The following is a 26,965-nucleotide window of genomic DNA, read 5'->3' on the forward strand; positions in this document are numbered from 1 at the left end:
AGCCCGCGCCGTGACCTCAGTTGTGGCCGAAGCGCTTCTGGTGCTTACGGGCAACATCAGCGGGGCTGCCCTGGGCCTGCGACATCGTCGACTGCTGTGCCTGCGCCGACGACCGCTGTGCCTGCTCCTGCGCACGCTCGGCCTGCGAGGAGCGGTCCTGCTGGCCGCCCTGCTTGCGATTCTTGTTCTTGGCCATGGTGATCTGCCTCCTGAGGGGGATCTAGGGGCCAGGGCCGCGACCAGATTCACATAGGCTGGCAAGCGGCGCATTTCGTAGAATTACCGTGCGTAACAAGACCTGTCGGCAGGTGTTCCCCCGATCCGCCACGCCGAAGATCGAGTTCCGGCCGTTAACCTCCGTGCGGTCGGGCAGACTCCAAGGAAGCCCGAAGCAAACCTCCCGGAAAGAGGGTGGATCGCGTGGACCGCTGCATCGTCCTGGTGGACGCCGGGTATCTGCTCGGGGCCGCCGCGAGCCTCCTCGCCGGGGAACCCTCGCGATCCCGGATCACCGTCGACCACGCGGCCCTCATCCAGGGCCTGCGCGAGCGCGCCGAGTCCGACACGGAACAGCCCCTGCTGCGCATCTACTGGTTCGACGGCGCCCCCGACCGCGTCCCGCAGCCCGAGCACCGCAGGCTGCGCGTGATGCCGCGGGTGACGGTGCGCCTGGGCGCGCTGACCCGCAGCGACGGGCGGTGGGCGCAGAAGGGCGTGGACGCCGCCATGCACGCCGAGCTGACCGAACTGGCGCGCAACCGGGCCTGCTCCGACGTGGTCCTCGTGACCGGGGACGGTGATCTGCTGCCGGGCATGATGGCCGCCAAGGAGCACGGCGTCGCCGTACACCTGTGGGCGGTGCAGGCCGCGGACGGTGACTACAACCAGTCCGAGGACCTGGTGGCCGAGGCCGACGAGCGACGGGTGCTCGACCGGACCTGGATCACCAAGGCGGTCCGCGCCAAGGACCTCGGCGGGATCTGCGCGCCCTCGCCGGTGCCGCGCCCGGAGATCGCCGCCATCCTCTCCGCGCCGCTGCCCGAGTCCGCGCTCGCGGCGGCCGCCGAACGCTCCGCCCAGGAGGCCGAACACCACCAGGCGGCGGAATCGCAGAACGGCACCCAGGAGCGGCTGCCCGCCGCCAAGGGTGTCCCGACCCCCAAGGACCTGGCCGCGCTGCGCGGACCGGGCACCCACGCCGCCCAGCACCCCGCTAACGCGACGCTGCGCTGGTCCTCGGACAAGGGCTGGGTCGACCGGCCCGGCGGCGCCATGGAGTCCCCGGAGGCCGCCGCCCTGCCCACCCTCGCCCAGCTCACCTCCGCGGAGCAGCGCTGGGCGGACCGCGAGGAGGACATCACCACGGTCGGGGGTGATCCCTTCGAGGTCGGGCAGGTCTTCGCACGCCGCTGGATGGGGCGCCTCACCGACCCGGGCCACATCCAGAAGCTGTCGGCGATGTACCCGCGGGTCCCGCACCGGGTGGACGGCGAACTGCTCCGCTACGCGGCCCGTTTCGGCCTGCTCGCGCACAAGGACGACCAGATCGACGAGCACGACCGGTACGCGATCCGGGCCGGTTTCTGGCGGGAGATCGATGTGCGCACGGCGGCGGAGCACGCCCCCGTGGGGGACTGATCCGAGGCCGTCGGTGAAGGCGCGCACAGACCTTCGCCCGGGGCCCGCCGCCGCCCCGAGCGCATAACGGGGCATCGGACCCCGTACTCTCGTCCTTCGTGAGTACGCGCACGGCACAGGCAGTCTCGAACGGGCACAGGGGCGATGTCGTGTGCGCCGTGCGAGGTCTCACCAAGACCTATCCGGCGGTCCGCGGCCGCCGGGGCACCCCGGCGACACCCGAGGTCAGGGCCACCGACGCGGTGGATCTGGACATCCGCCGGGGCGAGATCTTCGGCCTCCTCGGACCGAACGGCGCCGGCAAGTCCACCCTCGTACGCCAGCTGACCGGGCTGATGCGGCCCGACGGCGGCGCTGTCGAGATCCTCGGGCACGACATCGTCCGCCATCCCGAGCGGGCGGCCCGGATCCTCGCCTACCTCGGGCAGGAGTCCACGGCGCTGGACGAGCTGACCGTGTCCCTCGCCGCCGAGACGACCGGGCGGCTGCGCGGGCTCGACCTGCGCTCGGCGCGCGCCGAGCGGGACGCCGTCCTCGACGAGCTGGGTCTGGCCCAGTTCGCCTCCCGGCCCCTGAAGAAGCTCTCCGGCGGGCAGCGCAGGCTCGCCTGCCTCGCCGCCGCGCTCGTCGGCCGGCGCCCGCTGCTGGTCCTCGACGAGCCCACCACCGGCATGGACCCCGTGGCCCGGCGTGCCGTCTGGGCCGCGGTCGACCGGCGCCGCGCGCAGCACGGCGCCACGGTGCTGCTCGTCACCCACAACGTCATCGAGGCCGAGACGGTCCTGGACCGGGTCGCCGTCCTCGATCGAGGACGGGTCATCGCCTGCGACACCCCGGCCGGGCTCAAGGAGCGCGTCGCGGGCGAGGTGCGGGTCGAACTCGTCTGGCGCGAGAGCGCCCCGCTGCACGTCCCCGAGGTGGCCGCGCTGCGGGACCGGGCCGTCGAGGCGGGCCGCCGCTGGACGCTGCGGCTCGCGCCCGAGGAGGCCCGCGCGGCCGTGGCCACGGTCACCGGCGGGGCCGCCTTCGCCGCGCTCGACGACTTCACGCTGGCCACGCCGAGCCTGGAGGACGTCTACCTGGCACTCGGCGGCCACGCGACGCAGGGACTGGTGAAGGCGTGAGCGTCCGGGGCGTGGAATCCGTACGGGAGAAGGGCGTCGTACGTGTGCGGAATCAGGACGGCTGCCGGACCGAAGGGGAGCAGTTCGACGTGAGTGTCGTACCCGCTGAGATGCTGGCGGGCAGCGTGCTGCCGCCGGCCGAGCACGTCGAGGGCCTCGAAGGCCCCGAGAGCGCCGGCGGTGCCGCGGAGCTGGGGCCGCGGGCGCGGCTGTGGCCGTCGCTGGCCGCCGTGTACCGGGCCCAGCTCTCCCGGGCCCGTGTCGCGCGCATCCCGCTGCTGTTCGTGGCCACCTTCCAGTCCATCGGCATCATGATCATGATGCGCGGGGTGGTGGACGGCGGCGCCGAGGCACGGGCCGTGGTGGCCGGGTCGACCGTCCTGGTCGTGGCCTTCGTCGCCCTCAACCTGCTCGCGCAGTACTTCGGGCAGCTGCGGGCGAGCGGCGGGCTCGACCACTACGCGACGCTGCCGGTGCCGCCGGCGGCCGTCGTGCTCGGCGCGGCGGCGGCGTACGCGTCCTTCACCGTGCCCGGCACCGTCGTGACCGCCGTGTTCGGGTGTCTGCTCTTCGGGCTGCCGCTGGCCCATCTGTGGGTGCTGGCGGCGGTCGTCCCGCTCGCGGGCGTCGCGCTCGCCGGGCTCGGGGCGGCCTTCGGGCTGCTCGCGCCGCGGCCCGAGCTCGCCACCCTGCTCGGTCAGCTGGGCATGTCCGCGGCCCTGCTGCTGGGCGTCCTTCCGGCCGACCGGATGCCGGCCGTGGTGCGGTACGCCCGGGACCTGCTGCCGTCGACCTACGGTGTCGAGGCCTTCGCGCGCACCTTCGGCGCGCATCCCGACTGGATGGCCGTCCTCGGTGATCTGGCCGTCTGCGCCGGCGTCGGGGTGGCCTCCCTGGCCCTCGCGGCCTGGGCCTACCGCCGGGCGGCCGTCCGGTGACGCGGCCGACGGCGGGGCCTGGCACGATGTCAGGGTGACCGCTCCGCTGACTCCACCTCCGCCGCCGCACGAACAGTCCCCGCAGGACCGGCGGGAACCGCACCCCGGCCGGCCGGCTCCGCCCGCTCCCGGCTCCGGGCAACCGGGGTACCCCGTGTACCCGGCCGCGTACGAGGCCTCCTACGCACAGGACGGACCCGGGATGAAGGCCGAACTGCGGGAGGCCGCCGTGATCACGGTCGCGGTCGCGCTCGCGGGGGCGCTGCTCGGGGTGCTCTGGTGGTGGCTGGCCCCGCACGTGCCGCTGATCGCGGACGACAGCGCCGTGTACCTCAAGGACACCGAGGGGGAGCAGGCCATCGGTGTCGATGGAACGTTCACTCTGCTCGCGCTGGGCTTCGGGGCGCTGAGCGCCCTCGTCGTGTTCCTCGTCCGCAGGCGCGGCGGTGTTCCCCTGGTGATCGGGCTCGCCGTCGGCGGCCTGCTGGGATCGCTCCTGGCCTGGCGCCTCGGGATATGGCTCGGGCCCACACAGGACGTGATCGCGCACGCCAAGGCCGTGGGCAAGGGCGTCACGTTCTCCGCGCCGCTGAAGCTCGGGGCCAAGGGCGCGCTGCTCGCGTGGTCCTTGAGCGCCCTGGTGGTCCACCTCGGCCTCATGGCGCTGTTCGGCCCCCGGGACCCCGACCCGTACGAGCAGTACGCCTACCCGGCCAAGTCGCCGGAGCCGCCCGCCGCGTAGGGCCTGACCGGCCGGGCACCGCGGGAGCGGCCGCCCGGCCTGCGCGGGGGCGGGGTGGATCACGCCGGACGGCGACCGTGGTTCGAGCGGCCCTTCCTGACACGCCACTTGCGTTTCCGCGTTTTCTTCGACATGTCCCTCGTACTTAACCGAGGACGGGGCGTCCGTCGAGTGGTCACGCGCGCCCGACGGGAGCGGACACCGCCTCCGTGAGCTTCGCCAGATCGGCGGGGGAGAGTTCGACCTCCAGGCCGCGGCGGCCCGCCGAGACACAGATCGTGGCGTGGCCGGCCGCCGAGGAGTCCAGCACCGTGCGGAGCCTGCGGCGCTGGCCGAGCGGCGAGATGCCCCCGCGGACGTACCCCGTCGTCCGCTCGGCCGCCGCCGGGTCGGCCATCGCGGCGCGCTTGCCGCCCACCGCCGTGGCGAGGGCCTTGAGGTCCAGGGAGCCCGCCACCGGGACGACCGCGACCACGAGCGCGCCGTCCACGTCCGCCACCAGCGTCTTGAAGACCCGCTCCGGCGACACGCCCATCGCCTCGGCGGCCTCCTCGCCGTACGAGGGGTGGGACGGGTCGTGCTCGTAGGCGTGCACGGTGTACGGGACGCCCGCCTCCGTCAGCGCCACCGTCGCCGGGGTGCCGCCGGACTGCTGCTTCTTGGGCTTCTTGGCCATCGACCTTCTCGCATGCGTCAGTTCAGGCTCGTCGGGCCGCGCGTCAGGTCCGACGCCGGCAACGACGGCAGATTACGGATGATGGCCGTCTCCGCGCGCAGCAGTTTCAGCTCCTCGCGCAGCCGGGTCGCCGTGTCGGAGGCCTGCAGCAGCCGTTGTCTGGCCGGTACGTCCAGCATCACGGCGGCCGCGACCAGGTAGGACACGACCGCCGGTTCGTCCGGCAGGTCCGCTCCGGTCGACAGCGAGCGTTCCCGCGCCCCGGCGAGCCGCTTCTGGTACTGGCGGAAGGCGCGCAGGACGCCCTCGGCGAGCGCGCCGGCCTCGTCGCCGGGATCCTCCGGGAGTTCCTCCAGCTCGGCCGTCAGGAAGGCGCCGGAGGTGTCGACCGACAGGAGCCGGACCCGGGTCGTGCCCGTCGCCAGCACCTCGAAGCTGCCGTCGGCGCGCTCGCGGACGGTCGCCGCGTCCGCGACGCAGCCCACCTCGTGGAAGGCCTTGAGCGGATCGTCGCCGAAGCCGGCGGCGGGCCCGCGCTCGGGCACGGCCGTCTGGTCCGGCATGCCGGGCGCGGTGGGCGAGACCTCATGGCCGTCGCGGATGGCCACGACGGCGAAGCGGCGCGGTTCGTCCTCGGGGGTCTTGAGCAGATCGCGCATCATCGCGCGATAGCGCTCCTCGAACACGTTCAGAGGAAGCACGAGCCCGGGGAACAACACCGAGTTCAGGGGGAAGAGCGGGAGCCGGACGGTGGTCACGACGCGAAAGCCTAATGGTCGCCGGAGCGGGCGCGTCCGCCGTGCCCACTCCGCGGATGCGGACCGGCGCCCGGAGCTCCCAGCGGAAGCCCCGAGGCGACCTCCAGACGGACGCCGTCGCGCAGTTCCAGGAACTGGCCGAGCGGGTCGTCGGAGACCCGGTCCCAGGGGAACGAGGTCGCGTAGGGGCCGATGAGGCGCAGTTGCTCCAGGGCGTCCTGCCAGCGCTCCAGCCGGACCAGGACGTACGTCAGCAGGTTGCGCACCTCGGCGGGCCACGGATCGGCGGCGGCGTACGACGCGGAGAGCGCTATCGCGAGGTCGGCCGCGGCGTCCAGGCGTTCGCGCGGCACCCCGGGACCGCCGCCCTCGGTCAGGTAGGCGAAGGCCGCGCGCACCGGCAGGGCCTGCACCAGGGAGCCGGGCAGCGCGTCCTGCGCGGCCGGCTCGGCGAAGTCGAAGCACTCCCTGTGCGAGCCGTACCAGGCGGCCGAGAGGTACTGGAGGGCGGCCACGTGGCAGCCGTAGTGGTGCGGGGAGCGCCGGACGGCCTGGGCCCACAGCCGTTCGAACCAGGTGTGCCCGGCGTTCGTGCCGCGGGCGTGGTCGAGCGCGATCCGCCACGGCACCGGGTCGCGCGGGTCGCCCTCGGCGGCGGACGTGATCATCGGGCCGGCCTCGCGCAGCAGTTCGATCCGGGCGGGCGACTCCCAGCCGCGGCGGATCGTCAGCTCGGCCCGGACGAGCAGGCCGTCGGGATCGTGCGGGTCGGCGGCCCGCCACTCCTTGAGCCAGGTGTCGCGGTGGCGCGCGAAGGCGGCGAGGCGCATGACGTACCGGTCGCGGTTCTCCCACTCGGCGGACTCGCGCGTGGCGGCCAGCAGCTCGGCCACCGGGGCGTACTCGCCCCGGGCCGCCGCGACGAGGGCGGGGCCCAGTCGGCCGTCGGGCGCGTCGAGCAGTATCTCGTCGTCGGCCGGCAGTCCGGCGGCGAGCAGTGAGGTGTTCCGTGCCATCCGGGCCGTACGGAGGAGAGCGCGCAGCAAAGCCATGGTGTCGACCATTGAAAACCGCAGGTCGGAGCAGTACCAGAGGCGCATGGTGACGCTTTCGTAACCATGGATTGGTTGCGCGGCTCGCGGTCAAGGAAAGGTAAAGTGCTCGTGGAGATCCTGTGTGCGGTGGTCGTGCTGCGGCTCGCGGCGGCGGTGAGCGGGCCGGGCGGGCCGGGCGGCGGCCGCACCGGGCGCCGTACCCCGCCGTCCCGCTCCCGGCGCTCGCCCTCGCCGCGCTCCCCGGCGCCCGCCGTTCCGGGTGCCCCGGGTCAGCCGCGCCGCAGCAGCCGGGTGGCGCCCGCCGCCACCGTCGTCGCCAGGACCCAGCCCAGGAGGACCACCACCGCGGCCAGCCACTGCCAGCCGCCGTGCAGCTGCCAGACACCGGCCTGGCCCAGGTCGATGACCGGCAGCAGCAGGTCCAGGGCGAAGAGCGAGGCGTTCCACGGGGGATCCCCGTCGCCGTTGACCGGGGTGTGGCCGGCGTGCGAGAAGGCGATCGTGGTCGCCGCCCACAGCACGGCCATCCAGAGGGCGGCCCGGCCGGGCCGGTACCCGTAGGCCACCGTCAGGTCCTGCGCGTAGCCCCAGAGCTTCGCGGCCGGCGGCAGGGTCTCGCGGCGGCGGCGCTGCTTGGCGAGCAGCACCTCACGGGCGTCCTCGTCCTCACCGGAGTTGCGCAGCACGGTCGCGAGGCGCTCGTACGGCTCCGGGTTGTACTCGGCGGTCGCCGCCGCCACCCACTCCACGCGCCGGGCCAGCGGGAAGGCGCCCTGCGGGACCAGGTTCTCGTACGTGAAGCCGCCCATGTGCAGGCTGCCGGGCGCGGGCCAGCTGGACGCCCGGTCGACGAGGTTGACGATCCGCGCGCCGGACAGCACGACCTTGCCGCGCTCGGGCCGCTCGCCGAGGAAGCGCAGCTCGGGTGTCTGGACCCGGAGCAGCGACAGCTCCTGGTCGTCGTCGAAGGTGAAGCGGGCCCGGTCGAAGTCGACCGCGTCACCGAACCGCCCGTCGTCCAGGCGGATGCCGCCCTGGCACTCGAACCGTTGCACCAGCGTGCCGCGCGCCGGGGTGGTGCCGCCGGTCGTCAGCGGATTGCCGAGACCCGCGGGGGTCATGTACAGCGTGCGGTTGACGGTCAGCTGGGGGGCGTTGAGGGCGAGCCGGGTGTACGGGTTGCTGAGCCTGCTGCCGCGCAGGCTCAGCGAGACTCCCACCGTGGCGCCGCGCAGACTCAGCTCACCGTGCGACTCGAGCATCTCGGCCTGGAGGTCCTGCCCGATGGTCATGCCGTCGCCGGTGATCGAACGCCCCCGCCGGTCCCGGTAGACCACGGCCTGGTTGAGCAGCAGATCCGTGCCGATGTGCGCGTCGGTCAGCCGGACCCCGTTGTGGAAGCGGCAGCGCGGCAGATGCAGATCGCCCTCGGTGTGCAGCCGGGCCGCCTCCAGACGCGGCACCGCGCAGTCCACCAGCCGCACGGTCTTGAACCGCGCCTCCGGCAGCAGGACCTCCTTCTCGAAGCGGCACCCCTTCAGCTCCACGTACGGCACGACCGTGCCGCCCGAGAGATCGAGCACATCGGTGATCCGTACGCCGGTCAGTTTCAGGGAGGCGACCCGGCCCTGGAGGGCGGGCGGCCCGTCGAGCAGCAGCCAGGCCACTATCCGGGCCCGGACGCTCCGCTCGGGCCCCCAGGGATGGCCGCCGTGCGGATCGTCGACGGTGGTGTCCCCGCCGCGCAGGTCGTACACGCTGCCGTTGCGGAAGGCCTGCCACATCCCGGCCTCGGCGGCGGTCAGTTCGTCCGGCAGGTCCCCGGTACGGAGGCCGGCACCCTCGGTCACGTCACGTCCCTTCCTCCCCAGCTACTCGCGGGTTTCGTACATTCGTGCAATGCCCGCTCAGTGACGGCCCGAACGCTACTGGTGACGAGGATCTTCCGCGGAACCGAAGGTGTCTTGTATCAGCCATTGATACGGGCGTCCGGCGCCCCTGCGCCGTCTGAGAGAATTGAGTCCGTGATCTCCCGAATCGATCTGCGCGGTGACGCCCTCCCCGAGGGCCCCGCCCTGCGCGACCTGCTGCCTCGAGCCGAATTCGACGTCTCGGCCGCCCTGGAGAAGGTGCGACCGATCTGCGAGGCAGTGCATCATCGGGGCGACGCGGCGCTGATCGACTACGCGGAGAAGTTCGACGGAGTGCGGCTGGAGTCCGTACGGGTTCCGGCCGGGGCCGTCGCCGAGGCCCTGGAGGGACTCGACCCGGCCGTCCGCGCGGCCCTGGAGGAGTCCATCCGCCGCGCCCGTCTCGTCCACCGCGCACAGCGCCGGACCGCCCACACCACCCAGGTCGTCCCCGGCGGCTCGGTCACCGAGAAGTGGGTGCCCGTCGACCGGGTCGGGCTGTACGCGCCCGGCGGCCGGTCCGTCTACCCCTCGTCCGTGATCATGAACGTGGTCCCCGCCCAGGAGGCCGGGGTCGGGTCCATCGCGCTCGCCTCCCCGGCCCAGGCCGGCTTCGGCGGCCTGCCCCACCCCACGATCCTCGCCGCCTGCGCCCTGCTCGGCGTCGACGAGGTGTACGCGGCCGGCGGTGCCACAGCGGTCGCGATGTTCGCCTACGGCACCGAGTCCTGCCCGGCCGCGAACATGGTCACCGGCCCCGGCAACATCTGGGTCGCCGCCGCCAAGCGCTACTTCACCGGCCGGATCGGCATCGACGCCGAGGCCGGACCGACCGAGATCGCGGTCCTCGCCGACGACACCGCCGACCCGGCGCACGTCGCCGCCGACCTGATCAGCCAGGCCGAGCACGACCCGCTGGCCGCCGCCGTCCTGGTCACCGACTCGCCGGCCCTCGCGGACGCCGTGGAGAAGGAGCTGGAGCCGCAGATCGCGGCCACCAAGCACATCGAGGACCGGATCGTCCCCGCCCTGCGCGGCAGGCAGTCCGCGATCGTCCTCGTCGACGGCATCGACGAGGGCCTGCGGGTCGTCGACGCGTACGGCGCCGAGCACCTGGAGATCCAGACCGCGGACGCGGCGGCGGTCGCCGACCGGGTCAGGAACGCCGGAGCGATCTTCGTCGGCCCCTGGGCCCCGGTCTCCCTCGGCGACTACGCGGCGGGCTCCAACCACGTCCTGCCCACCGGCGGCTGCGCCTGCCACTCCTCGGGCCTGTCCGTCCAGTCCTTCCTGCGCGGCGTCCACATCGTCGACTACACGAAGGACGCGCTCGCCGACGTCGCCCACCACGTGGTGACGCTGGCGGAGGCGGAGGACCTGCCCGCGCACGGCGCGGCCATCAAGGCCAGATTCGTCGGAGACGAACACGTGTCGCGCGGCTGGAAGGTACCTGAGGGCAAGTGACCGGCATCGACGATCTCCCCGTACGGGACGAACTGCGCGGCAAGACGCCTTACGGGGCGCCCCAACTGGACGTCCCCGTACGGCTGAACACCAACGAGAACCCCTACCCGCTGCCCGAGCCGCTCGTCGAGCGGATCGCCGAGCGGGTCCGCGAGGCCGCCCGCGGGCTCAACCGCTACCCCGACCGGGACGCGGTGGAGCTGCGCACCGAGCTGGCCGCCTACCTGACGAAGACCGGCAGGCACCTGGTCACCACCGAGAACGTGTGGGCGGCCAACGGCTCCAACGAGGTCATCCAGCAACTGCTCCAGACCTTCGGCGGACCCGGCCGCACCGCGATCGGTTTCGAGCCGTCGTACTCGATGCACGCGCTCATCGCGCGCGGCACGGGAACGGGCTGGATCTCGGGCCCCCGGGGCGAGGACTTCACCATCGACCTCGCCGCCGCCGAGCGGGCCGTCGCCGAGAACCGGCCGGACGTCGTCTTCATCACCACCCCCAACAACCCCACGGGCAACGCGGTTCCGCGCGAGACGGTCCTCGCGCTCTACGAGGCCGCGCAGGCGGCGAAGCCGTCGATGGTCGTCGTCGACGAGGCGTACGTCGAGTTCAGCCACGGCGACTCGCTGCTCCCGCTGCTGGAAGGACGGCCGAATCTCGTCGTCTCCCGGACGATGTCGAAGGCCTTCGGCGCGGCGGGGCTGCGCCTCGGCTATCTCGCCGCGCACCCCGCGGTGGTCGACGCCGTGCAGCTCGTACGACTGCCGTACCACCTGTCGGCCGTGACCCAGGCGACCGCGCTGGCCGCCCTGGAGCACACCGACACCCTCCTCGGGTACGTGGAGCAGCTGAAGGCCGAACGGGACCGGCTGGTCGCCGAACTGCGCGCGCTCGGCTACGAGGTGACCGACTCGGACGCGAACTTCGTGCAGTTCGGGCGGTTCGCCGACGCCCACGCCGTCTGGCGGAAGATCCTCGACCGGGGCGTCCTGGTCCGGGACAACGGCGTACCGGGGTGGCTGCGGGTCTCCGCCGGAACCCCCAAGGAGAACGACGCGTTCCTCGACGCGGCACGTGAACTGACGAACTGTGTGCGGGACCTCCCCACACCCCCGAAGGAGCAGAGCGCATGAACCGCGTAGGACGCGTGGAGCGGGTGACGAAGGAGACGTCGGTCCTCGTCGAGATCGATCTCGACGGCTCCGGCAAGGTCGACGTGGCCACCGGCGTCGGCTTCTACGACCACATGCTCGACCAGCTCGGCCGGCACGGTCTGTTCGACCTGACCGTGAAGACCGAGGGCGACCTGCACATCGACTCGCACCACACGATCGAGGACACCGCCCTCGCGCTCGGGGCGGCGTTCAAGCAGGCGCTCGGCGACAAGGTCGGCATCTACCGCTTCGGCAACTGCACCGTCCCGCTGGACGAGTCGCTCGCCCAGGTGACCGTCGACCTGTCCGGCCGCCCCTACCTCGTGCACACCGAGCCCGAGAAGATGGCGCCGATGATCGGCGAGTACGACACGACGATGACCCGGCACATCCTGGAGTCCTTCGTCGCCCAGGCCCAGATCGCGCTGCACGTGCACGTCCCCTACGGGCGCAACGCGCACCACATCGTGGAGTGCCAGTTCAAGGCGCTGGCCCGTGCCCTGCGTTACGCCTCCGAGCGCGACCCGCGCGCCGCCGGCATCCTCCCCTCCACGAAGGGCGCGCTGTGACAGGCCTCTCCAGCATCCTGATCGTCGTCGGCCTCTTCCTCGCCGGCGGGATCTACTCGTTCGTCAAGCAGGACATGCCCAGGAGTCTGGTCGTGCTGCTCTCCATCGGCGCCGCGATGTGTCTCGTCGCGGGCGTCATGCGGCTGGAGGTGTGGAGTTGAGCGGCGCGTCCAAGAAGGTCGTCGTCTTCGACTACGGATTCGGGAACGTCCGCTCCGCCGAGCGCGCCCTCGCGCGCGCGGGCGCCGAGGTCGAGATCACCCGCGACTTCGACACCGCGATGAACGCGGACGGGCTGCTGGTTCCGGGCGTCGGTGCCTTCGCCGCCTGCATGCGCGGGCTCAAGGAGGCGCGCGGCGACTGGATCATCGGCCGCCGGCTGTCCGGCGGACGCCCCGTCATGGGCATCTGCGTCGGCATGCAGATCCTCTTCACCCGCGGCATCGAGCACGGTGTGGAGACGGAGGGCCTGGACGAGTGGCCCGGCACGGTCGGGCCGCTGGAGGCCGACGTCGTCCCCCACATGGGCTGGAACACCGTCGACACCCCGGCTGGCTCCGAGGCCTTCGCCGGCCTCGACGCCGACGCGCGGTTCTACTTCGTCCACTCCTACGCCGTCCACGACTGGTCGCTGGAAGTCGGCAACCCGCTGCTGCGCGCACCCCTGGTGACCTGGTCCACGCACGGCAAGCCCTTCGTGGCGGCCGTCGAGAACGGCGCCCTGTGGGCCACCCAGTTCCACCCCGAGAAGTCCGGCGACGCCGGAGCCCAGCTCCTCACCAACTGGATCGGAACACTGTGAGCAAGCTCGAACTCCTCCCCGCCGTCGATGTCCGCGACGGCCGGGCCGTCCGTCTCGTGCACGGCGAGTCCGGGACCGAGACCTCCTACGGCTCCCCGCTGGAGGCCGCCCTGGCCTGGCAGAGCGCGGGCGCCGAGTGGCTGCACCTCGTCGACCTGGACGCCGCGTTCGGCACCGGCGACAACCGCGCGCTGATCGCCGAGGTGACCGGGGCGATGGACATCAAGGTCGAGCTGTCCGGCGGCATCCGCGACGACGACACCCTCGCCGCCGCGCTCGCCACCGGCTGCACCCGGGTGAACCTCGGCACCGCCGCCCTGGAGACCCCCGAGTGGGTCGCCAAGGTCATCACTGAGCACGGCGACAAGATCGCGGTCGGTCTCGACGTCCGCGGCACGACCCTGCGCGGCCGCGGCTGGACCCGCGACGGCGGCGACCTCTACGAGACGCTGGCACGCCTCGACTCCGAGGGCTGCGCGCGCTACGTGGTGACGGACATCGCCAAGGACGGCACGCTCCAGGGCCCGAACCTGGAGCTGCTGCGCGACGTGTGCGCGCGGACCGACCGCCCGGTGGTCGCCTCCGGCGGGGTGTCCTCGCTGGACGACCTGCGCGCCATCGCCGAACTCGTGCCGCTCGGCGTGGAGGGCTCCATCGTCGGCAAGGCCCTGTACGCCAAGGCGTTCACCCTCGAAGAGGCGCTGGCGGCGGTATCCCGGTGAGCGCAGTACGCCGCGTCTCGACCGGCGCGCCCTGGGAGGACACCTTCGGTTACTCCCGCGCGGTGGAACTGCCGAACGGCCTGGTTCTGGTGTCCGGCTGCACGTCCGTGGTCGACGGCCAGATCGCCGAGGGCGACCCCTACGAGCAGGCGCTCAACTCCTTCCGCGTCGCGTTCGACGCGCTGGAGCAGCTCGGCCTCGGCCGCGACGACGTCGTCCGCACGCGGATGTACATCACCCATGCCCGGGACGTGGAGGCCGTCGGCCGCGCCCACAAGATGCTGTTCGACGCCGTCCGTCCCGCCGCGTCCATGATCATCGTCGCGGGTCTGGTGGACTCGCGGCTGGTGGTCGAGGTCGAGGTGGAGGCGTTCCGTTCCGGCGAGGACACCCCCGAACCCGTGGAGGAGCGGTCATGACCCTTGCGGTCCGAGTGATTCCCTGCCTGGACGTGGACAACGGCCGGGTCGTCAAGGGCGTCAACTTCCAGAACCTGCGGGACGCGGGCGACCCCGTCGAGATGGCCAAGGTGTACGACGCCGAGGGCGCCGACGAGCTCACCTTCCTGGACATCACCGCGTCCTCGGGCAACCGCGAGACCACGTACGACGTGGTGCGGCGCACGGCCGAGCAGGTCTTCATCCCGCTGACGGTCGGCGGCGGTGTCCGCACCGCCGAGGACGTCGACAGGCTGCTGCGGGCAGGCGCCGACAAGGTCGGCGTCAACACGGCCGCCATCGCCCGGCCGGACCTCATCCGGGAGATCGCGGAGCGGTTCGGCCGGCAGGTGCTCGTGCTGTCGGTGGACGCGCGCAGGACCGAGGGCGGTTCCTTCGAGGTGACCACCCACGGCGGCCGCAAGGGCACCGGCATCGACGCCGTCGAGTGGGCCCACCGGGCCGCCGAGCTGGGCGCGGGCGAGATCCTGCTCAACTCGATGGACGCGGACGGCACGAAGGACGGCTACGACCTCGAGATGATCGAGGCCGTCCGCAAGCACGTCACCGTTCCGCTGATCGCGAGCGGCGGCGCGGGCCGGCTCGACCACTTCCCGCCGGCCGTCGGGGCGGGCGCCGACGCGGTGCTGGCCGCGTCCGTCTTCCACTTCGGCGACCTGCGGATCGGCGAGGTCAAGGAGACCCTGCGCGAGGCGGGACACCCCGTCCGCTGACGATCCCGCGCGCCGTCCACGGCCCGCACCCGGGCGGCGATCCGCTGCCGGGCGCGGGCCGTGCCGCGTTCCGGGCGTTCGGGTTCGGCGCTCCGGGCGGCGGGGACGGGCGCCGCGGACCGTGACGGACGGGACGCCGCTCGACGGGTGGGCGGCACGCGGGCGGGTCCCCGGGGGCAGCACGGCACCGACATGTCCGCACGGAGCCGTGGGCAGGTTCGTACGCCATCGGGGGCCGGGTCCGTGCGGGCGTCGGGCGCCTCCGCGGCGCGCTCGCGCCGGCGGAGGCGCGGTGCGCTCGCGAGGACCCGCGGAGCGCCCGGGCCGGGCCGTCGCGCGCGGACGGCGGGGGCACATGCGGGGCGCCGGCGGGCCGAGACCGGTGGTTCTGCCGATGTACGGGCCGGATCCAGGGCGGACAGTTGCCACCGCAACCATCGAGACGGACCCCGTCGTTCCGCGGAGCGCCTTCGTCACCCACGCCAGGGCGGTGCTCCGACCGCGGCGCGGGTCCGTCCTCCCTCACCGAGAGGACGCACCCACCGTGCAGCAGCCGAACCGCCCCTTCCCGGCCGCACCCGTCGGCCCCGACCCGTCCCCCCACCGCCCGAACCGGCTCACGGGCCGTCTCGCGCGGGCCGGTCTCGCGGTGCTCCTGGCCGCGGGCGGCCTCGTCGCCGCGCAGGCCGGCGGAGCCCAGGCCGCCGGCACGCAGGCCGTCCCGGTCCAGGCCGCCGCGAACCCGTACGAGCGTGGCCCCGCCCCCTCGAACGCCAGCATCGAGGCCACCCGCGGGTCGTACGCCGTCTCCCAGACCACCGTCTCCTCGCTGTCCGTCAGCGGATTCGGCGGCGGCACGGTCTACTACCCGAGCTCGACCGCGGACGGTACCTTCGGCGCGGTCGTCATCTCACCCGGGTACACGGCCTACCAGTCGTCCATCTCCTGGCTCGGGCCCCGGCTCGCCTCCCAGGGCTTCGTGGTGTTCACCATCGACACCAACACCACCCTCGACCAGCCCGACAGCCGGGGCCGGCAACTGCTGGCCGCGCTCGACTACCTGACCCAGAGCAGTTCCGTGCGGACCAGGATCGACAGCAGCCGACTCGGTGTCATGGGCCACTCGATGGGCGGCGGCGGCACCCTGGAGGCCGCGAAGAGCCGCCCCTCGCTCCAGGCGGCGATCCCCCTCACCGGCTGGAACCTGGACACCACCTGGCCGGAGATCAAGACGCCGACCCTGATCGTGGGCGCCGACGGCGACACGATCGCGCCGGTGGCCACACACTCCAAGCCCTTCTACGCGACTCTTCCGAGCACGCTCGACAAGGCGTACCTGGAGCTCCGGGGAGCCACCCACTTCACGCCCAACAGCTCGAACACGACGATCGCGAAGTACAGCATCTCGTGGCTGAAGCGGTTCATCGACAATGACACCCGCTACGAGCAGTTCCTCTGCCCGCTGCCCGCCGCCTCGCTGACGATCGCCGAGTACCGGGGCAACTGCCCGCACACCTCCTGACCCCCGGTACGGTCCGATCACGCTCCGCGCTCCGACCGTACCCAGGTGACGGCCGCCCCTCCGGTGGCCGTCACCCGCGTGTGTCCGGGGCCCCGCACCACCCGCGGACGCTCGCCGCCCCACCGGCGCGGCGGGACGTGCCGACGAGCCGCCCGGCGGCGCCGAGGGCCTCCCGGGGGAGGGCCTCGGCGCTTGTGCGGGTGCACAAGCCTTGCCCGCCGAGCCTGGGAGCGCGCCCAGCCATCGGTCCCGCGAAGAGCCTGTCCGCCCAGTTCACAGGGGTTTTCGGGGCCCGATGGGGCAAGTGAACGAGGGTCTTCCGCCTTCGTTTACGCAGAAGTAACGTGCTGGTCGTGACGGGAAACGTGACAGCGCGAAGTCCAAGGGCGGCGGCGGGCCGGAGCACGTTACCGCCGGGCGTCCGGGGAGTGCCGGACGAGCCCGGCCGGGTCCGCGGTCCCGGCCGGCCTCCGGCTCCGGGGCGGGAGCCGGAACCACCCCCCGGTCCGGATCTCCCGCCCCCACCGCCCACCACGCCCCGACGCCAGGCGCACCCCGGTCCCGCGGGGCGGTTCGCCGTGGACCCTGCCGGGCAGGCCGGGACCGCCGAGCCCGTCGAACCGCTCGGTCCCTCCGGGCGGTCGGTCGCCGAACGCACCGGGCAAGCGGGTCCCGCCGCTTCCGCAGTGCCGGGCGGTGACACGTGCCCGGCCGGCTCGGGCGGTGACACGTGCCCGGGCGGCTCGGGCTGGGCCCCGGAGGGGCTGCTGCCGCTGCTGGTGGCGGCCGAGCGGGAGCGTGACGCCCGGGCCGCCGGGGCGGACGCGGCGGTGGTCCTCCGCGCGGCGGGGGCGGGCGGGGCCGGCGCGGCGGCGCTCGACACCGCCGAGGCCGCCGGACTCCTCCAGTTCGCCGGGGGCCGTATCCACCTCGTCGATCCGGGCCTGGCCCGCACCGTCTACGCGGCGGCCCCGCCCGCCCGCCGCCGCGCGGCCCACCGGCTGCTGGCCGACGCCCACACCGGAGGGCCGGGCGCCCTGCCCGTCCTCTTCCACCGGGCCGCGGCGGCCACCGCGCCCGCGCCCGGCCTCGGCGACGCGCTCGCCGCCGCGGCGGCACAGCCGGACGGTGGACCGGCTCACGCGGAGCGGTCGGCGGCCTGGGCCCGGTCCGCCGAACTCGCCGCCGACGAGGGACCGCGCGCCGTACGGCTGGTCAACGCCGCCGATCAGGCCCGGCTGGCGGGACTTCCGCACCGCGCACGGGAGTTGCTCGCGCAGGTCGGTGCCGAGAGCCCGCACGACGCCGTGCGCGGCGCGGCCCAACTGGTGAGCGGACAGCTGGCCCTCCAGGACCGTCCGGTCGCCGACGCGCGGGAAGCGCTGCTGCTGGCCGCCGAGTTGCTGGCCCCCACCGACGGGCCCCGCGCCCTGACCGCCCGGTTCGCCGCCGTGGAGGCGGCCTGGGCGATGGGCGACGCGGCCGCGTGCCGGGAAGCCCTGGACATCGTTCCGGCGCGCCCGGAGGCCGACCGGCGGCTCGCGGCGTACCGGACGGGGCTGTCCGCCGTGCTGCGCGGCCGTCCGGACACCGGGCGGCCGCCGTTGCGGGAGGCGATGGCCGGGGCGGGCGCGGCCGCGTTCCTGGACGGCCCGGAGGTCCTCCTGCGGGCCGGGGGCGCCGCCCTCGTCGTCGGTGACCTCCCCGCCGCGGCCCGCGTCCACTCCCGTGCGCTCGCCGTCGCCAGGGCGCGGGGCCCGTACACCCTGATCGCCCAGGCACTGGAACGCCTGGCCTACGGAGAGCTGCGCGCCGGCCGGCACGCCCGCGCCCGCGCGCACGCCGAGGACGGCCTGCGCACGGCCCTCGGCGCCGGTCAGGACAACCTCGCGGCGCACCACCACGCGATCCTCGCGCTGGTGGCGTCGGTCGAGGGGTCCGCCGAGGCCGTCGCGGAGCACGCCGCGGCCGCCGAGCGCGTCGCCGCCGCCCACGGCCTCGCACAGGCGGCCACCCTGTCCCAGTGGGCGCGGGCCCGCGCCGACCTCGCGCGCGGGCGGCTCCCCGAAGCCGCCGCGCGGCTCGGCCCCCTGGTGGGCGCCGGCCCACGCCGAGGTCACTTCGCGGTACGGATGCTCGCCGTCCCCTGCTTCGTGGAGGCGGCGGCCCGCACCGGCCGGACGGACGCCGCCCGCGTCGCGACGGCCGAGTTCACCCGCTGGGCCGCGCAGGGCGCCGACGCCCAGGCGCCGGCCCAACTGGCCCGCTGCCGTGCGTTGTTGAGCGGCCCCGACGAGTGCGAGGCGCTGTTCACCGCCGCGCTCGCCCACCACGACGACGTGGCGGGGGACTTCGAGCGCGGCCGGACCCAACTCCTCTACGGCGCGTGGCTGCGGCGTCGGCGCAGACCGGGTGAGGCCCGGGTCCGGCTGCGGGACGCCCTGGTGTCCTTCGAGCGGGGCGGGGCCCTCGGCTGGGCCACCCAGGCGAGGGCCGAACTGCGGGCCACCGGCGACGCCGGACCGTGCGAGGCGGCCGGTCCGCTCGGACTCCTGACACCCCAGCAACTGCGGATCGCCCGCTGTGTGGCCGAGGGGGCGACCAACCGGGAGGTCGCGCTGCGGCTGTCCGTGAGCCCCCGCACCGTGGACCACCACCTGCGCAATGTCTTCGCCGCACTGGGGGTCCGTTCCCGCGTCGAGCTGTCCCGATGGGTGGACCGGGCCGAGAAGACCACCGCACAACCCTAGGTACCGACCGGGCGGTATGCCATCCTGCGGGATCAGGAGGTCCGGAGCACCCGTGTGCCGCGCGTCGGCCGACCGGGCGCCCCGGAGCGAGCCGACCCCGGTGGAGGACAGCGATATGCAGCACCTCGTACCCGCCCATGTCCGGGCCCTGCCCGGACCGCGGCCCCCGGTGGCGGCCGCCCGTCCGGTCGTCGACGCGGAGGCGCTCGCGGTACTGCACCGCGCCGCCCGGGCGCTGATGGCGGGGCTGCCCGAACTCACGGAACGCCTGATGGTCCTGCTGCGGGAGCGCGAACCCGCGTACCGCGCGGCCATGGAGGCCGACGCCGACAGCGTGCGCGACGAGGTGCAGCGGTCCCTGCGGCTCAACGTCGGATCCCTCATCCGGCCCGGCGAACTGCGCGAGGCCGCCCACCGCTGCTCCTGGGCCATCGGCAGGGCCCGCGCCGAACGCGGCCTGCCGCTGGACGCCCTGCTGCGCGCGTTCCGGCTCGGCGGCGGCATGATCTGGCAGGAGCTGGTCGACGAGACGACTCGCCGCCGCCCCTCCGACGCGCGACTGCTCGTCCACGTGGCCTCCGACGTCTGGAACTTCGTCGACGACCACTGCGCCGTCGTCACCGACGCCTACCGTCAGACGGAACGCGAGCTGATGTGGCGCAGGGAGAACCGGCTGCGGCTGATGACGGCCGCGCTGCTCGACGGCACCGCGCGGATCGCCGATCTGCCGGCCACCGCGGCCGCCCTGGGGCTTCCCGAGCAGGGCCGTTACGCGGTCGTGCTGGCCCGTCTGCCCGCCGGCCGGGCGTCGGCGGAGGCCGGGAGCCAGGTGCGCCTCTCGGGCCTGCGGGTCCTCTGGTACCGCGACCAGGGCCGCGACGACGGGGGCAGCTACGGCATCGTCCTGCTCGGCGACCACCCCTGCGGCGCCGAGCACCCCTGCGACGGCGACGAGCCCGGCCACGGCCACGACAGCGGTCTCCTCGGCGCCGCGCCCGGGCCGCGGCCCGGCTCCGCCGCCGACGGCGGTCCGGGCGGTGGCGGTCCGTGCGGAGGGGAGGGCTTCGGCGGGGACGGCCGTGGCGGCCAGTGCCCGCGGACGCACGGGCTCGACCTCGACGCGGGGGAGATCGCCCGCCGGCTGACCGCCCCGCCGACGGCCCGGGTCGGGGTGAGCCCCGTGGTGGACGGTCTCGCCGCGGTCGGCGACGCCCGCCGCCTGGCGGACACGGCGCTGCGGGCCTGCCCGCGATCCGGGGGAACCGTCGTCCTGGAGGAACACCTGCCCGCGGCGCTGGTCGTCTCCGCGCCGGTGCTCGGGGCGGCGCTCTCCGAGCGGGTGCTCGGGCCGCTGCTGCGGCTGGACCTGTCCGACCGGGACATCATGCTGGACACGCTGACGGCCTGGCTCGCCTGCGACGGTTCCGCCCAGCGGGCCGCCGGCCGGCTCTACTGCCACCGCAACACGGTCCTGAACCGCCTGCGCCGCTGCGAACAGCTCACCGGCCGCTCCCTGACCCGTCCCGCGGACGTCGTGGAACTGTCCCTCGCCCTGGCGGCCCACTCCCTGCTCACGCCGTGAGTGTCAGCCTTCGGCCGTGAGGCCCGGCCCGTCGTGCCGGCGGGCCTCACGCCTCCATACGTGAAAGAGAAGTTGCGCAATTTTTATTGCGCAACTTTTCTTTCGCGTCTAGCGTGAGCGTCATGGTGAGTCGAGACACGGCGGGCGACGAGAACCGCCGGATCACGGACGTGGGCACGCTCAAGGCCCTGGGGCACCCGTTGCGGATGGCCTTGTACCGGGCCTTGTTCGTCGCCGGTGCCGCCACCGCCTCGCAGTTGGGCGAGCAGGTCGACGAGGCGCCTTCGCTGGTCAGCTACCACCTGCGCAAGCTCGCCGAGCACGGGCTGATCGAGGAGGCCGAGCCGCGCAGCGGGGACGGCCGCGAGCGGTGGTGGCAGCCGACGTCGCGCGGTCTCAGCGTCCGTGACGTCGACTTCCGGGGCGCGCCGGAGAAGGAGGCCGCCCATCTCGCCTTCACCCGGCTCCACCACGACCAGCGCGCGGAGCTGTACCGGCGCTACCTCGACGAACGGGCCACCTGGCCGGCTGAGTGGAACGACAGCGCGGCCGACGAGGAGCACGTCCTGCGGCTGACGGCGGCTCAACTGGGCGAGTTGCAGGAGGCCTTGCGCGCCGTCATCGAGAAGTACGGCGAGAAGGGCCGCGCGGACGAAGCGGCCGGCGACACCGAGGGGCGCGAGCACGTCGCGCTGCACCTGTACGCCTTCCCGTTCCGCGTCTGACCCGGGAGGACCGGCTCCGTGACCGCGACCGTCGTACCGACCCCCGGTCAGGCCTCCGCCCGGGCCTCCGGCGCACCCGCCCATCGCGACGGCAACGTCCTGCGCTGGCTCGGTGCCTACACCTCGTCGATGATCGGCGACAACGTCTTCTACCTCGCTCTGTCCTGGGCCGCCGTCCAGGCCGGCACGCCCTCCCAGGCGGGGCTGGTGATGGCCGTCAGCGCCGTGCCGCGGGCCCTGCTGATGCTGGGCGGAGGGGTGGTCGCCGACCGGTACGGGCCGAGGAAGGTCGTCATCGGCAGCGACGCGGTGCGCTGCGTGGCGGTACTGACGGTCGCCGCACTGCTCTTCGCGGCCTCTCCCGGACTGTGGCTGCTGGCACTGCTCGCGGTCGTCTTCGGCATCGTCGACGCCGTGTTCATGCCGGCCGTGGGGGCCCTCCCCGCCCGGATCACCGGCCGGGACCAGCTGGCCCGGGTGCAGGGCATGCGGGGTCTCGCGATCCGTTTCGCCAACGTGGTGGGCGCCCCGCTCGGCGGACTGGGCGTGGCCCTCGGCGGTTCGGCGGCGGCGTTCGCGCTGGCGGGCGCGCTCATAGCCGTGTCGGTGCCGCTGCTGGTCCGCGTACGCGTGCGGGACCTGCCGCCGGACGACGCGGCGGGCCCGGCGGACCGCACCGCCTGGCGTGACCTCGGCGACGGTCTGCGCTACATCCGCGGCCACCGCGTCCTCGCCCCCCTCATCGCCGCCATCGCGCTCGGCGACCTCGGCTTCGTGGGACCGCTGAACGTGGGACTGACCCTGCTCGCCGACCGGCGTGGCTGGGGCGCCTCCGGGATGGGCTGGGTGATCGCCGGGTTCGGGCTCGGCGCGGGAGCCGCCGCACTGCTGCTGACCCTGCGCGGACGGCTGCCGCGCGCGGGCGGCGTCGCCGCCGTGGCCGTCCTGGGCGGCTCCGTCGCGATCGGTGCGATCGCCTTCGTGCCGAGCGTCGCGGGGGCCGTCGGCGCCGCTCTGGCCGTCGGACTGCTCGCCGGGCTCAGCGGCGCCCTGTGCGGTGCCCTGCTCCAGACCCAGGCCGACCCCGCCTACCTGGGCCGGGTCACCGCCGTCGTCGGCATCGTCAGTCTCGGCCTCGCGCCGCTCAGCATGCCGCTGACCGCCGTCGCGATCGGCCGGTGGGGCACCGGGCCCGTCTTCGTCACCAGTGCCGTGGTGTGCGGCCTCGGCGGCGTCCTCGCCCTGTGCGTGCGGGACCTGCGGCGCGCGGAACTGCCCCGCTGACGGGGAGCGGCCGGCGGGGTGCGGAGGCCCGCCGATCCGGTCGCCCCGGTCCTGCCGTCCGTCCGCTCCGTCCGCCCTGGCCAGGCCGCCGCTCCAACGGTCCGGCGCTCCCGCCGCGCGCGCCGCTCCGCGTGGTCCGGCGGCCCCGCGCTGCGGCGTCCCGCGCCGGGGCCCTTCGTGCCCCGCTCCGGTGCCCGTGCCGGAGCCTCGCGTGCCCGGCTCCGGTGTCCCGCGCAGAGGCCCCTCGTGCCCCGCTCCGGTGCCCCCGCCAGGCCCCTGCGTCCCCTCAGAGCCCCAGTTGTTTCGCCTCGTGGAGCTTGGCGACCGCTTCCTTGTCGCCGTCCAGAGCGACGTCCGCCACGCCCTGGCGGCCGAACGCGAACAGCAGCAGTTCCGAGGGCTCGCCGGTCACCGTCACGACCGGCGTGCCCTTGTTCAGCACCGTCGTCTGGCCGTTCGGGCGGCGCAGGACGACACCCGTCGGGGCGTGGCGGCCCATCAGCTTGGCCGTGCGGTCCAGGCGCGACCAGAGGGCCTCCTGGAACACCGCGTCCAGCTCGCGCGGCGTCCAGTCCGGCTCGGCGCGCCGCACGTCCTCGGTGTGGACGTAGAACTCGACCACGTTCGACGCCTCGTCGATCTGCTTCAGGGAGAACGGCGAGAAGCGGGGCGGCCCGGTCCGGAGCAGCTCGATCAGCTCCTCGTACGGCTTCCCGGCGAACTCCGTCATCACCCGCTCCAGACGGGGGCCCAGCTGTTTGACGAGGAGCCCCCCGGCCGCGTCGGGGCGGCGCTCACGGACCACCACGTGCGCGGCGAGGTCCCGGCTGGTCCAACCCTCGCACAGGGTCGGGGCGTCCGGGCCCACGGCCTCCAACAGATCGGCGAGGAGAAGTCGTTCACGCTTCGCATGGGTCGACATGCGGCAAGCCTACGACCCGGCTGCCACCGCGCCCAGTGGAGCGCGGGCCGGTCGCGGCGGGTCCGCCGACCGGACGGCCGTCCGGCCCGCAGGTGGACGGCCGCGTGGCCACGCCCCCGGGTGACCGCGTGGTCACGCCCCGGGACGACCACGGGACCCGGAACGTGGACGACCGTGGGGTCCGGCCTGTGGACAACGGCCGGACGTGACGGTCCGGGGCGGCAGAATGGCGACCATGACCAGCACGCCGTCGCCCAGCAGCCTGGACCCCGCGATCGCCGCCCGCCTCAAGCGCGGCGCCGACGGACTCGTCCCCGCCATCGCCCAGCAGTACGACACCGGTGAGGTGCTGATGCTCGGCTGGATGGACGACGAGGCCCTGCACCGCACGCTCACCACGGGCCGCTGCACCTACTGGTCGCGCAGCCGCCAGGAGTACTGGGTCAAGGGCGACACCTCCGGCCACTTCCAGCACGTCAGGTCCGTGGCCCTGGACTGCGACGCCGACACGCTCCTGGTGCGCGTCGACCAGGTGGGCGCCGCCTGCCACACCGGGGACCGCACCTGCTTCGACGCCGACGTCCTGCTGAAGGACGCCGACCACCGCCCCGAGGACGCCGATTCCGGCGCACCGGCCCGGAATCAGTAGGGTCAGCAGCCATGGATCTCGAGACGTTCCGCAAGCTGGCCACCGACCGCCGTGTCATCCCCGTCAGCCGCAAACTGCTCGCGGACGGCGACACGCCGGTCGCGCTCTACCGCAAGCTGGCCGCCGAACGCCCCGGCACCTTCCTGCTCGAATCCGCCGAGAACGGCCGCACCTCCCTGTCCTGGTCCCGCTACTCCTTCGTGGGCGTCCGCTCCGCCGCGACCCTCACCGAGCGGGACGGACAGGCGCACTGGCACGGCACCCCGCCGGTCGGCGTGCCCGTGGACGGCGACCCCCTCGCGGCCCTGCGCGCCACCATCGAGGCGCTGCACACCCCGCAGGGCGAGGGTCTGCCCCCGTTCACCGGCGGCATGGTCGGCTATCTGGGCTACGACATCGTCCGCCGCCTGGAGAAGATCGGCCCCGGCGAGCGGGACGACCTGAAGCTGCCCGAGCTGACCATGCTGCTCACCAGCGACCTCGCCGTCCTCGACCACTGGGACGGCTCGGTCCAGCTGATCGCCAACGCGATCAACCACAACGACCTCGACACCGGCGTCGACGAGGCCTACGCGGACGCCGTCGCCCGCCTCGACGCCATGGAGGCCGACCTCTCGCGCCCGGTGTCCCAGCCGCCCGCGGCGCTCCCGCCCTCCGAACTCCCCGAGTACACCGCGCTCTGGGGCGGCCCCGACTTCCAGGACGCCGTCGAGGACATCAAGGAGCGCATCCGGGCCGGCGAGGCCTTCCAGGTCGTCCCCTCCCAGCGCTTCGAAACCCCCTGCACGGCCAGCGCGTTGGACGTCTACCGGGTCCTGCGGGCGACCAACCCCTCGCCGTACATGTACCTGTTCCGGTTCGACGGCTTCGACGTCGTCGGATCCTCCCCGGAGGCCCTGGTCAAGGTCGAGGGCGGGCAGGCGATGGTGCACCCCATCGCGGGCACCCGGCCGCGCGGCGCGACCGTCCAGGACGACCAGGCCCTCGCCGACGAACTGCTCGCCGACCCCAAGGAGCGCGCCGAGCACCTCATGCTCGTCGACCTGGGACGCAACGACCTGGGACGGGTCTGCGAGCCCGGCTCCGTCGAGGTCGTCGACTTCATGTCCATCGAGCGGTACTCGCACGTGATGCACATCGTCTCCACGGTGACCGGACGGGTCGCCGCGGGCCGCACGGCCTTCGACGTGCTCACCGCCTGCTTCCCCGCCGGCACCCTCTCCGGGGCGCCCAAGCCGCGCGCGATGCAGATCATCGACGAACTGGAGCCCTCCCGGCGCGGGTTGTACGGCGGCTGCGTCGGCTATCTCGACTTCGCCGGCGACTCCGACACCGCCATCGCCATCCGTACGGCCCTGCTGCGCGACGGCACGGCGTACGTCCAGGCCGGCGCCGGCATCGTCGCCGACTCCGTGCCCGCCGCGGAGGACGACGAATGCCGCAACAAGGCCGCGGCGGTCCTGCGCGCGGTCCACACGGCGAACCGGCTCGGGCGGCGGTAGGACGACAGGCGGTCCGGTCCTCCCGTCCGGGCGGTGTGACCCGGCCGATAGGACGAGGCTCACGTGAACCCCGGGTGACGGTTCGCCCGGGGTTCAGGCGATAGTGGACGACGTGACTGCCGTACCTCACCCCCGATCCGAAGCCGCGGGACCCGCCCGGTCCGGCCGCCGCACCCTCGCCGTGACCCTGCTGAGCGGCGCGCTCGGCGCGGCCGTGACCCTGCTGTCCACCCGGCAGAACTGGATGGAGGGGACCGCGACCGTGGCCGGCGGCGCCTTCCCGCTGACCGCCCGGGGCAGCGATGTCACGGGTGTGCCCGCGGCACTGGCGATAGTGGGCCTCGCCGCCCTCGTCGCCGTCTTCGCCGTACGCCGCTCGGGCCGCCTGCTGGTCTCCGCGCTGCTCGCGCTCTCCGGCGCCGGCGCGGTCGTCGCCGCCGTCCTCGGCGCGAGCGACAGCTCCGCCCTCGACGAGCGGGCCGCCGCCGCCTCCGGCAACACCGCCGCCACCGCGGCCGGGATCGGTCACACCGGCTGGCCGTACGTGGCCGCCGCGGGCGGGGCGCTCATCCTGCTCGCCGGACTGCTCGCGCTGCGCTACGGACGGCTGTGGCCCGTCATGTCCGGCCGCTACGAACGCGACGGCAGGCCCCGGCCCCGCAAGGCCAAGCCGGTCGACCCGGACCGCCCCGAGGACATCTGGAAGGCACTCGACCGCGGCGAGGACCCGACGGGTCCCGGCCCGGCGGGGACCTAGGCCCCGCGGGTCCCACGCCGTCGTGCCCCGGGGGCCGTCCTCGGGCCGCGCCCAGGGCCCGTGCTCGTCACCGGGCCGGACGGACGCCCGAGGACCGACCCCCGCACACGGCGGGCCCGCGCGTACGGGACAATGGACGGTGAGCGTCCGACTCACACACGCATACAGCAACGAGGAGCAAGTCATGGCGGGCAGCAGCCACGGTCACACCCCGGCCGCCTGGACCGGTGTCACAATCGCCTTCATCGGTTTCTGCATCGCGGGCGCCTACATGGTGATGGCCGAACCGCTGGGCTTCTGGGCCGGCATGGTCGTCGTCGTCCTCGGCGGCGTCGTGGGCATGGTCATGCGGAGCATGGGACTGGGCCAGCCGAAGACCTCTCCCGCGCTCGCGCACACGACGCGCGAGACCGTCGGCGCCGACGCCTGACCCACCCGGGCTTCACGGAAGGGGGGCCCCGCCCCCGCCCGGGGCGCCCGGGCGGCCGCCCCCCACGACACGCTCCCCGTGCTCACCGGCGTGCGGATCGAGATCGAGGGCGACCGGGT

General features: G+C 74.1%; 27 protein-coding genes. 21 read left to right on the forward strand and 6 right to left on the reverse strand.

Annotation, left to right across the window (positions count from 1 at the left end; translation table 11 throughout):
- Nucleotides 1–16: 16 nt before the first annotated feature.
- Entirely contained in the window at nucleotides 17–196 is a 180-nt protein-coding gene (locus ACFYW7_RS04855) for a hypothetical protein (RefSeq protein WP_389497850.1), read from the reverse strand.
- 224 nt (nucleotides 197–420) lie between these two features.
- On the opposite strand from ACFYW7_RS04855, the gene ACFYW7_RS04860 reads away from it, so the two are divergent.
- The 4 genes from ACFYW7_RS04860 to ACFYW7_RS04875 all read left to right on the forward strand — a co-directional run bounded on the left by ACFYW7_RS04860 (nucleotide 421) and on the right by ACFYW7_RS04875 (nucleotide 4,442).
- Entirely contained in the window at nucleotides 421–1,638 is a 1,218-nt protein-coding gene (locus tag ACFYW7_RS04860; protein ID WP_389497852.1) for an NYN domain-containing protein, read from the forward strand.
- A gap of 149 nt (nucleotides 1,639–1,787) precedes the next feature.
- Complete coding sequence (locus ACFYW7_RS04865; RefSeq protein ID WP_389498584.1) at nucleotides 1,788–2,762, forward strand: ABC transporter ATP-binding protein; 975 nt, start codon at nucleotides 1,788–1,790, stop codon at nucleotides 2,760–2,762.
- Between the two features lie 89 nt (nucleotides 2,763–2,851).
- Nucleotides 2,852–3,700 (forward strand): ABC transporter permease, encoded by an 849-nt coding sequence (locus ACFYW7_RS04870; RefSeq protein ID WP_389498586.1) that lies wholly within the window; start codon nucleotides 2,852–2,854, stop codon nucleotides 3,698–3,700.
- 34 nt (nucleotides 3,701–3,734) lie between these two features.
- Nucleotides 3,735–4,442, forward strand: coding sequence for an AAA family ATPase (locus tag ACFYW7_RS04875; protein ID WP_389497854.1), 708 nt, complete (start codon nucleotides 3,735–3,737; stop codon nucleotides 4,440–4,442).
- 175 nt (nucleotides 4,443–4,617) lie between these two features.
- On the opposite strand, the gene ybaK is transcribed toward ACFYW7_RS04875, so the two are convergent.
- From ybaK to ACFYW7_RS04895, 4 genes are all read right to left on the reverse strand, one after another.
- On the reverse strand, nucleotides 4,618–5,118 hold the full coding sequence (gene ybaK, locus ACFYW7_RS04880) for a Cys-tRNA(Pro) deacylase (RefSeq protein WP_389497856.1): 501 nt from the start codon (nucleotides 5,116–5,118) through the stop codon (nucleotides 4,618–4,620).
- Nucleotides 5,119–5,135: 17 nt separating this feature from the next.
- Nucleotides 5,136–5,876 (reverse strand): LON peptidase substrate-binding domain-containing protein, encoded by a 741-nt coding sequence (locus ACFYW7_RS04885; protein ID WP_389497858.1) that lies wholly within the window; start codon nucleotides 5,874–5,876, stop codon nucleotides 5,136–5,138.
- Nucleotides 5,877–5,887: 11 nt separating this feature from the next.
- Entirely contained in the window at nucleotides 5,888–6,940 is a 1,053-nt protein-coding gene (locus ACFYW7_RS04890) for a hypothetical protein (RefSeq protein ID WP_389497860.1), read from the reverse strand.
- Nucleotides 6,941–7,200: 260 nt separating this feature from the next.
- Nucleotides 7,201–8,781 carry an oxidoreductase gene (locus ACFYW7_RS04895; protein ID WP_389497862.1) on the reverse strand — a complete coding sequence of 527 codons (1,581 nt, stop codon included), beginning with the start codon at nucleotides 8,779–8,781 and terminating at the stop codon, nucleotides 7,201–7,203.
- Between the two features lie 174 nt (nucleotides 8,782–8,955).
- Here ACFYW7_RS04895 and hisD point away from each other — a divergent pair, with 174 nt between their 5' ends.
- From hisD to ACFYW7_RS04960, 13 genes are all read left to right on the forward strand, one after another.
- Nucleotides 8,956–10,305: a histidinol dehydrogenase gene (hisD, locus tag ACFYW7_RS04900; protein ID WP_389497864.1), complete on the forward strand. Its 1,350-nt coding sequence runs from the start codon at nucleotides 8,956–8,958 to the stop codon at nucleotides 10,303–10,305.
- On the forward strand, nucleotides 10,302–11,438 hold the full coding sequence (locus tag ACFYW7_RS04905; RefSeq protein WP_389497866.1) for a histidinol-phosphate transaminase: 1,137 nt from the start codon (nucleotides 10,302–10,304) through the stop codon (nucleotides 11,436–11,438). The genes hisD and ACFYW7_RS04905 overlap by 4 nt, the downstream gene beginning before the upstream one ends.
- On the forward strand, nucleotides 11,435–12,028 hold the full coding sequence (hisB, locus tag ACFYW7_RS04910; RefSeq protein WP_266757720.1) for an imidazoleglycerol-phosphate dehydratase HisB: 594 nt from the start codon (nucleotides 11,435–11,437) through the stop codon (nucleotides 12,026–12,028). The genes ACFYW7_RS04905 and hisB overlap by 4 nt, the downstream gene beginning before the upstream one ends.
- Nucleotides 12,025–12,189, forward strand: a complete 165-nt coding sequence (locus ACFYW7_RS04915) for a hypothetical protein (RefSeq protein ID WP_326788335.1) — start codon at nucleotides 12,025–12,027, stop codon at nucleotides 12,187–12,189. Before hisB ends, ACFYW7_RS04915 begins: the two co-directional genes overlap by 4 nt.
- Complete coding sequence (gene hisH / locus ACFYW7_RS04920; protein WP_389497868.1) at nucleotides 12,180–12,830, forward strand: imidazole glycerol phosphate synthase subunit HisH; 651 nt, start codon at nucleotides 12,180–12,182, stop codon at nucleotides 12,828–12,830. The genes ACFYW7_RS04915 and hisH overlap by 10 nt, the downstream gene beginning before the upstream one ends.
- Nucleotides 12,827–13,552, forward strand: coding sequence for a bifunctional 1-(5-phosphoribosyl)-5-((5-phosphoribosylamino)methylideneamino)imidazole-4-carboxamide isomerase/phosphoribosylanthranilate isomerase PriA (gene priA, locus ACFYW7_RS04925; RefSeq protein WP_389497870.1), 726 nt, complete (start codon nucleotides 12,827–12,829; stop codon nucleotides 13,550–13,552). Before hisH ends, priA begins: the two co-directional genes overlap by 4 nt.
- Nucleotides 13,549–13,971, forward strand: coding sequence for a RidA family protein (locus ACFYW7_RS04930; RefSeq protein WP_389497872.1), 423 nt, complete (start codon nucleotides 13,549–13,551; stop codon nucleotides 13,969–13,971). Before priA ends, ACFYW7_RS04930 begins: the two co-directional genes overlap by 4 nt.
- Entirely contained in the window at nucleotides 13,968–14,723 is a 756-nt protein-coding gene (gene hisF / locus ACFYW7_RS04935; RefSeq protein ID WP_389497874.1) for an imidazole glycerol phosphate synthase subunit HisF, read from the forward strand. Before ACFYW7_RS04930 ends, hisF begins: the two co-directional genes overlap by 4 nt.
- A 544-nt stretch (nucleotides 14,724–15,267) precedes the next feature.
- Nucleotides 15,268–16,245 (forward strand): alpha/beta hydrolase family protein, encoded by a 978-nt coding sequence (locus ACFYW7_RS04940; RefSeq protein ID WP_389497876.1) that lies wholly within the window; start codon nucleotides 15,268–15,270, stop codon nucleotides 16,243–16,245.
- A gap of 578 nt (nucleotides 16,246–16,823) precedes the next feature.
- On the forward strand, nucleotides 16,824–18,995 hold the full coding sequence (locus ACFYW7_RS04945) for a LuxR C-terminal-related transcriptional regulator (protein WP_389497878.1): 2,172 nt from the start codon (nucleotides 16,824–16,826) through the stop codon (nucleotides 18,993–18,995).
- Nucleotides 18,996–19,110: 115 nt separating this feature from the next.
- Nucleotides 19,111–20,577: a PucR family transcriptional regulator gene (locus tag ACFYW7_RS04950; RefSeq protein WP_389497881.1), complete on the forward strand. Its 1,467-nt coding sequence runs from the start codon at nucleotides 19,111–19,113 to the stop codon at nucleotides 20,575–20,577.
- A 122-nt stretch (nucleotides 20,578–20,699) separates the two neighbouring features.
- Nucleotides 20,700–21,302 (forward strand): ArsR/SmtB family transcription factor, encoded by a 603-nt coding sequence (locus ACFYW7_RS04955; protein WP_389497884.1) that lies wholly within the window; start codon nucleotides 20,700–20,702, stop codon nucleotides 21,300–21,302.
- A gap of 129 nt (nucleotides 21,303–21,431) precedes the next feature.
- Entirely contained in the window at nucleotides 21,432–22,586 is a 1,155-nt protein-coding gene (locus tag ACFYW7_RS04960; protein ID WP_389498588.1) for an MFS transporter, read from the forward strand.
- 286 nt (nucleotides 22,587–22,872) lie between these two features.
- Here ACFYW7_RS04960 and ACFYW7_RS04965 read toward each other — a convergent pair whose 3' ends face one another.
- Nucleotides 22,873–23,508, reverse strand: coding sequence for a TIGR03085 family metal-binding protein (locus tag ACFYW7_RS04965; RefSeq protein WP_389497886.1), 636 nt, complete (start codon nucleotides 23,506–23,508; stop codon nucleotides 22,873–22,875).
- 235 nt (nucleotides 23,509–23,743) lie between these two features.
- Here ACFYW7_RS04965 and hisI point away from each other — a divergent pair, with 235 nt between their 5' ends.
- The 4 genes from hisI to ACFYW7_RS04985 all read left to right on the forward strand — a co-directional run bounded on the left by hisI (nucleotide 23,744) and on the right by ACFYW7_RS04985 (nucleotide 26,846).
- A complete protein-coding gene (gene hisI / locus ACFYW7_RS04970) occupies nucleotides 23,744–24,157 on the forward strand; it encodes a phosphoribosyl-AMP cyclohydrolase (protein WP_389497888.1) in 414 nt (137 codons plus the stop codon).
- A gap of 11 nt (nucleotides 24,158–24,168) precedes the next feature.
- Nucleotides 24,169–25,659, forward strand: a complete 1,491-nt coding sequence (locus ACFYW7_RS04975; protein WP_389497890.1) for an anthranilate synthase component I — start codon at nucleotides 24,169–24,171, stop codon at nucleotides 25,657–25,659.
- A 103-nt stretch (nucleotides 25,660–25,762) separates the two neighbouring features.
- Nucleotides 25,763–26,416: a TIGR02234 family membrane protein gene (locus ACFYW7_RS04980; RefSeq protein ID WP_389497892.1), complete on the forward strand. Its 654-nt coding sequence runs from the start codon at nucleotides 25,763–25,765 to the stop codon at nucleotides 26,414–26,416.
- A gap of 184 nt (nucleotides 26,417–26,600) precedes the next feature.
- Complete coding sequence (locus tag ACFYW7_RS04985; protein ID WP_389497894.1) at nucleotides 26,601–26,846, forward strand: HGxxPAAW family protein; 246 nt, start codon at nucleotides 26,601–26,603, stop codon at nucleotides 26,844–26,846.
- Nucleotides 26,847–26,965 lie beyond the last annotated feature (119 nt).

Source organism: Streptomyces sp. NPDC002580, from assembly GCF_042889485.1.
Lineage (GTDB): Bacteria > Actinomycetota > Actinomycetes > Streptomycetales > Streptomycetaceae > Streptomyces.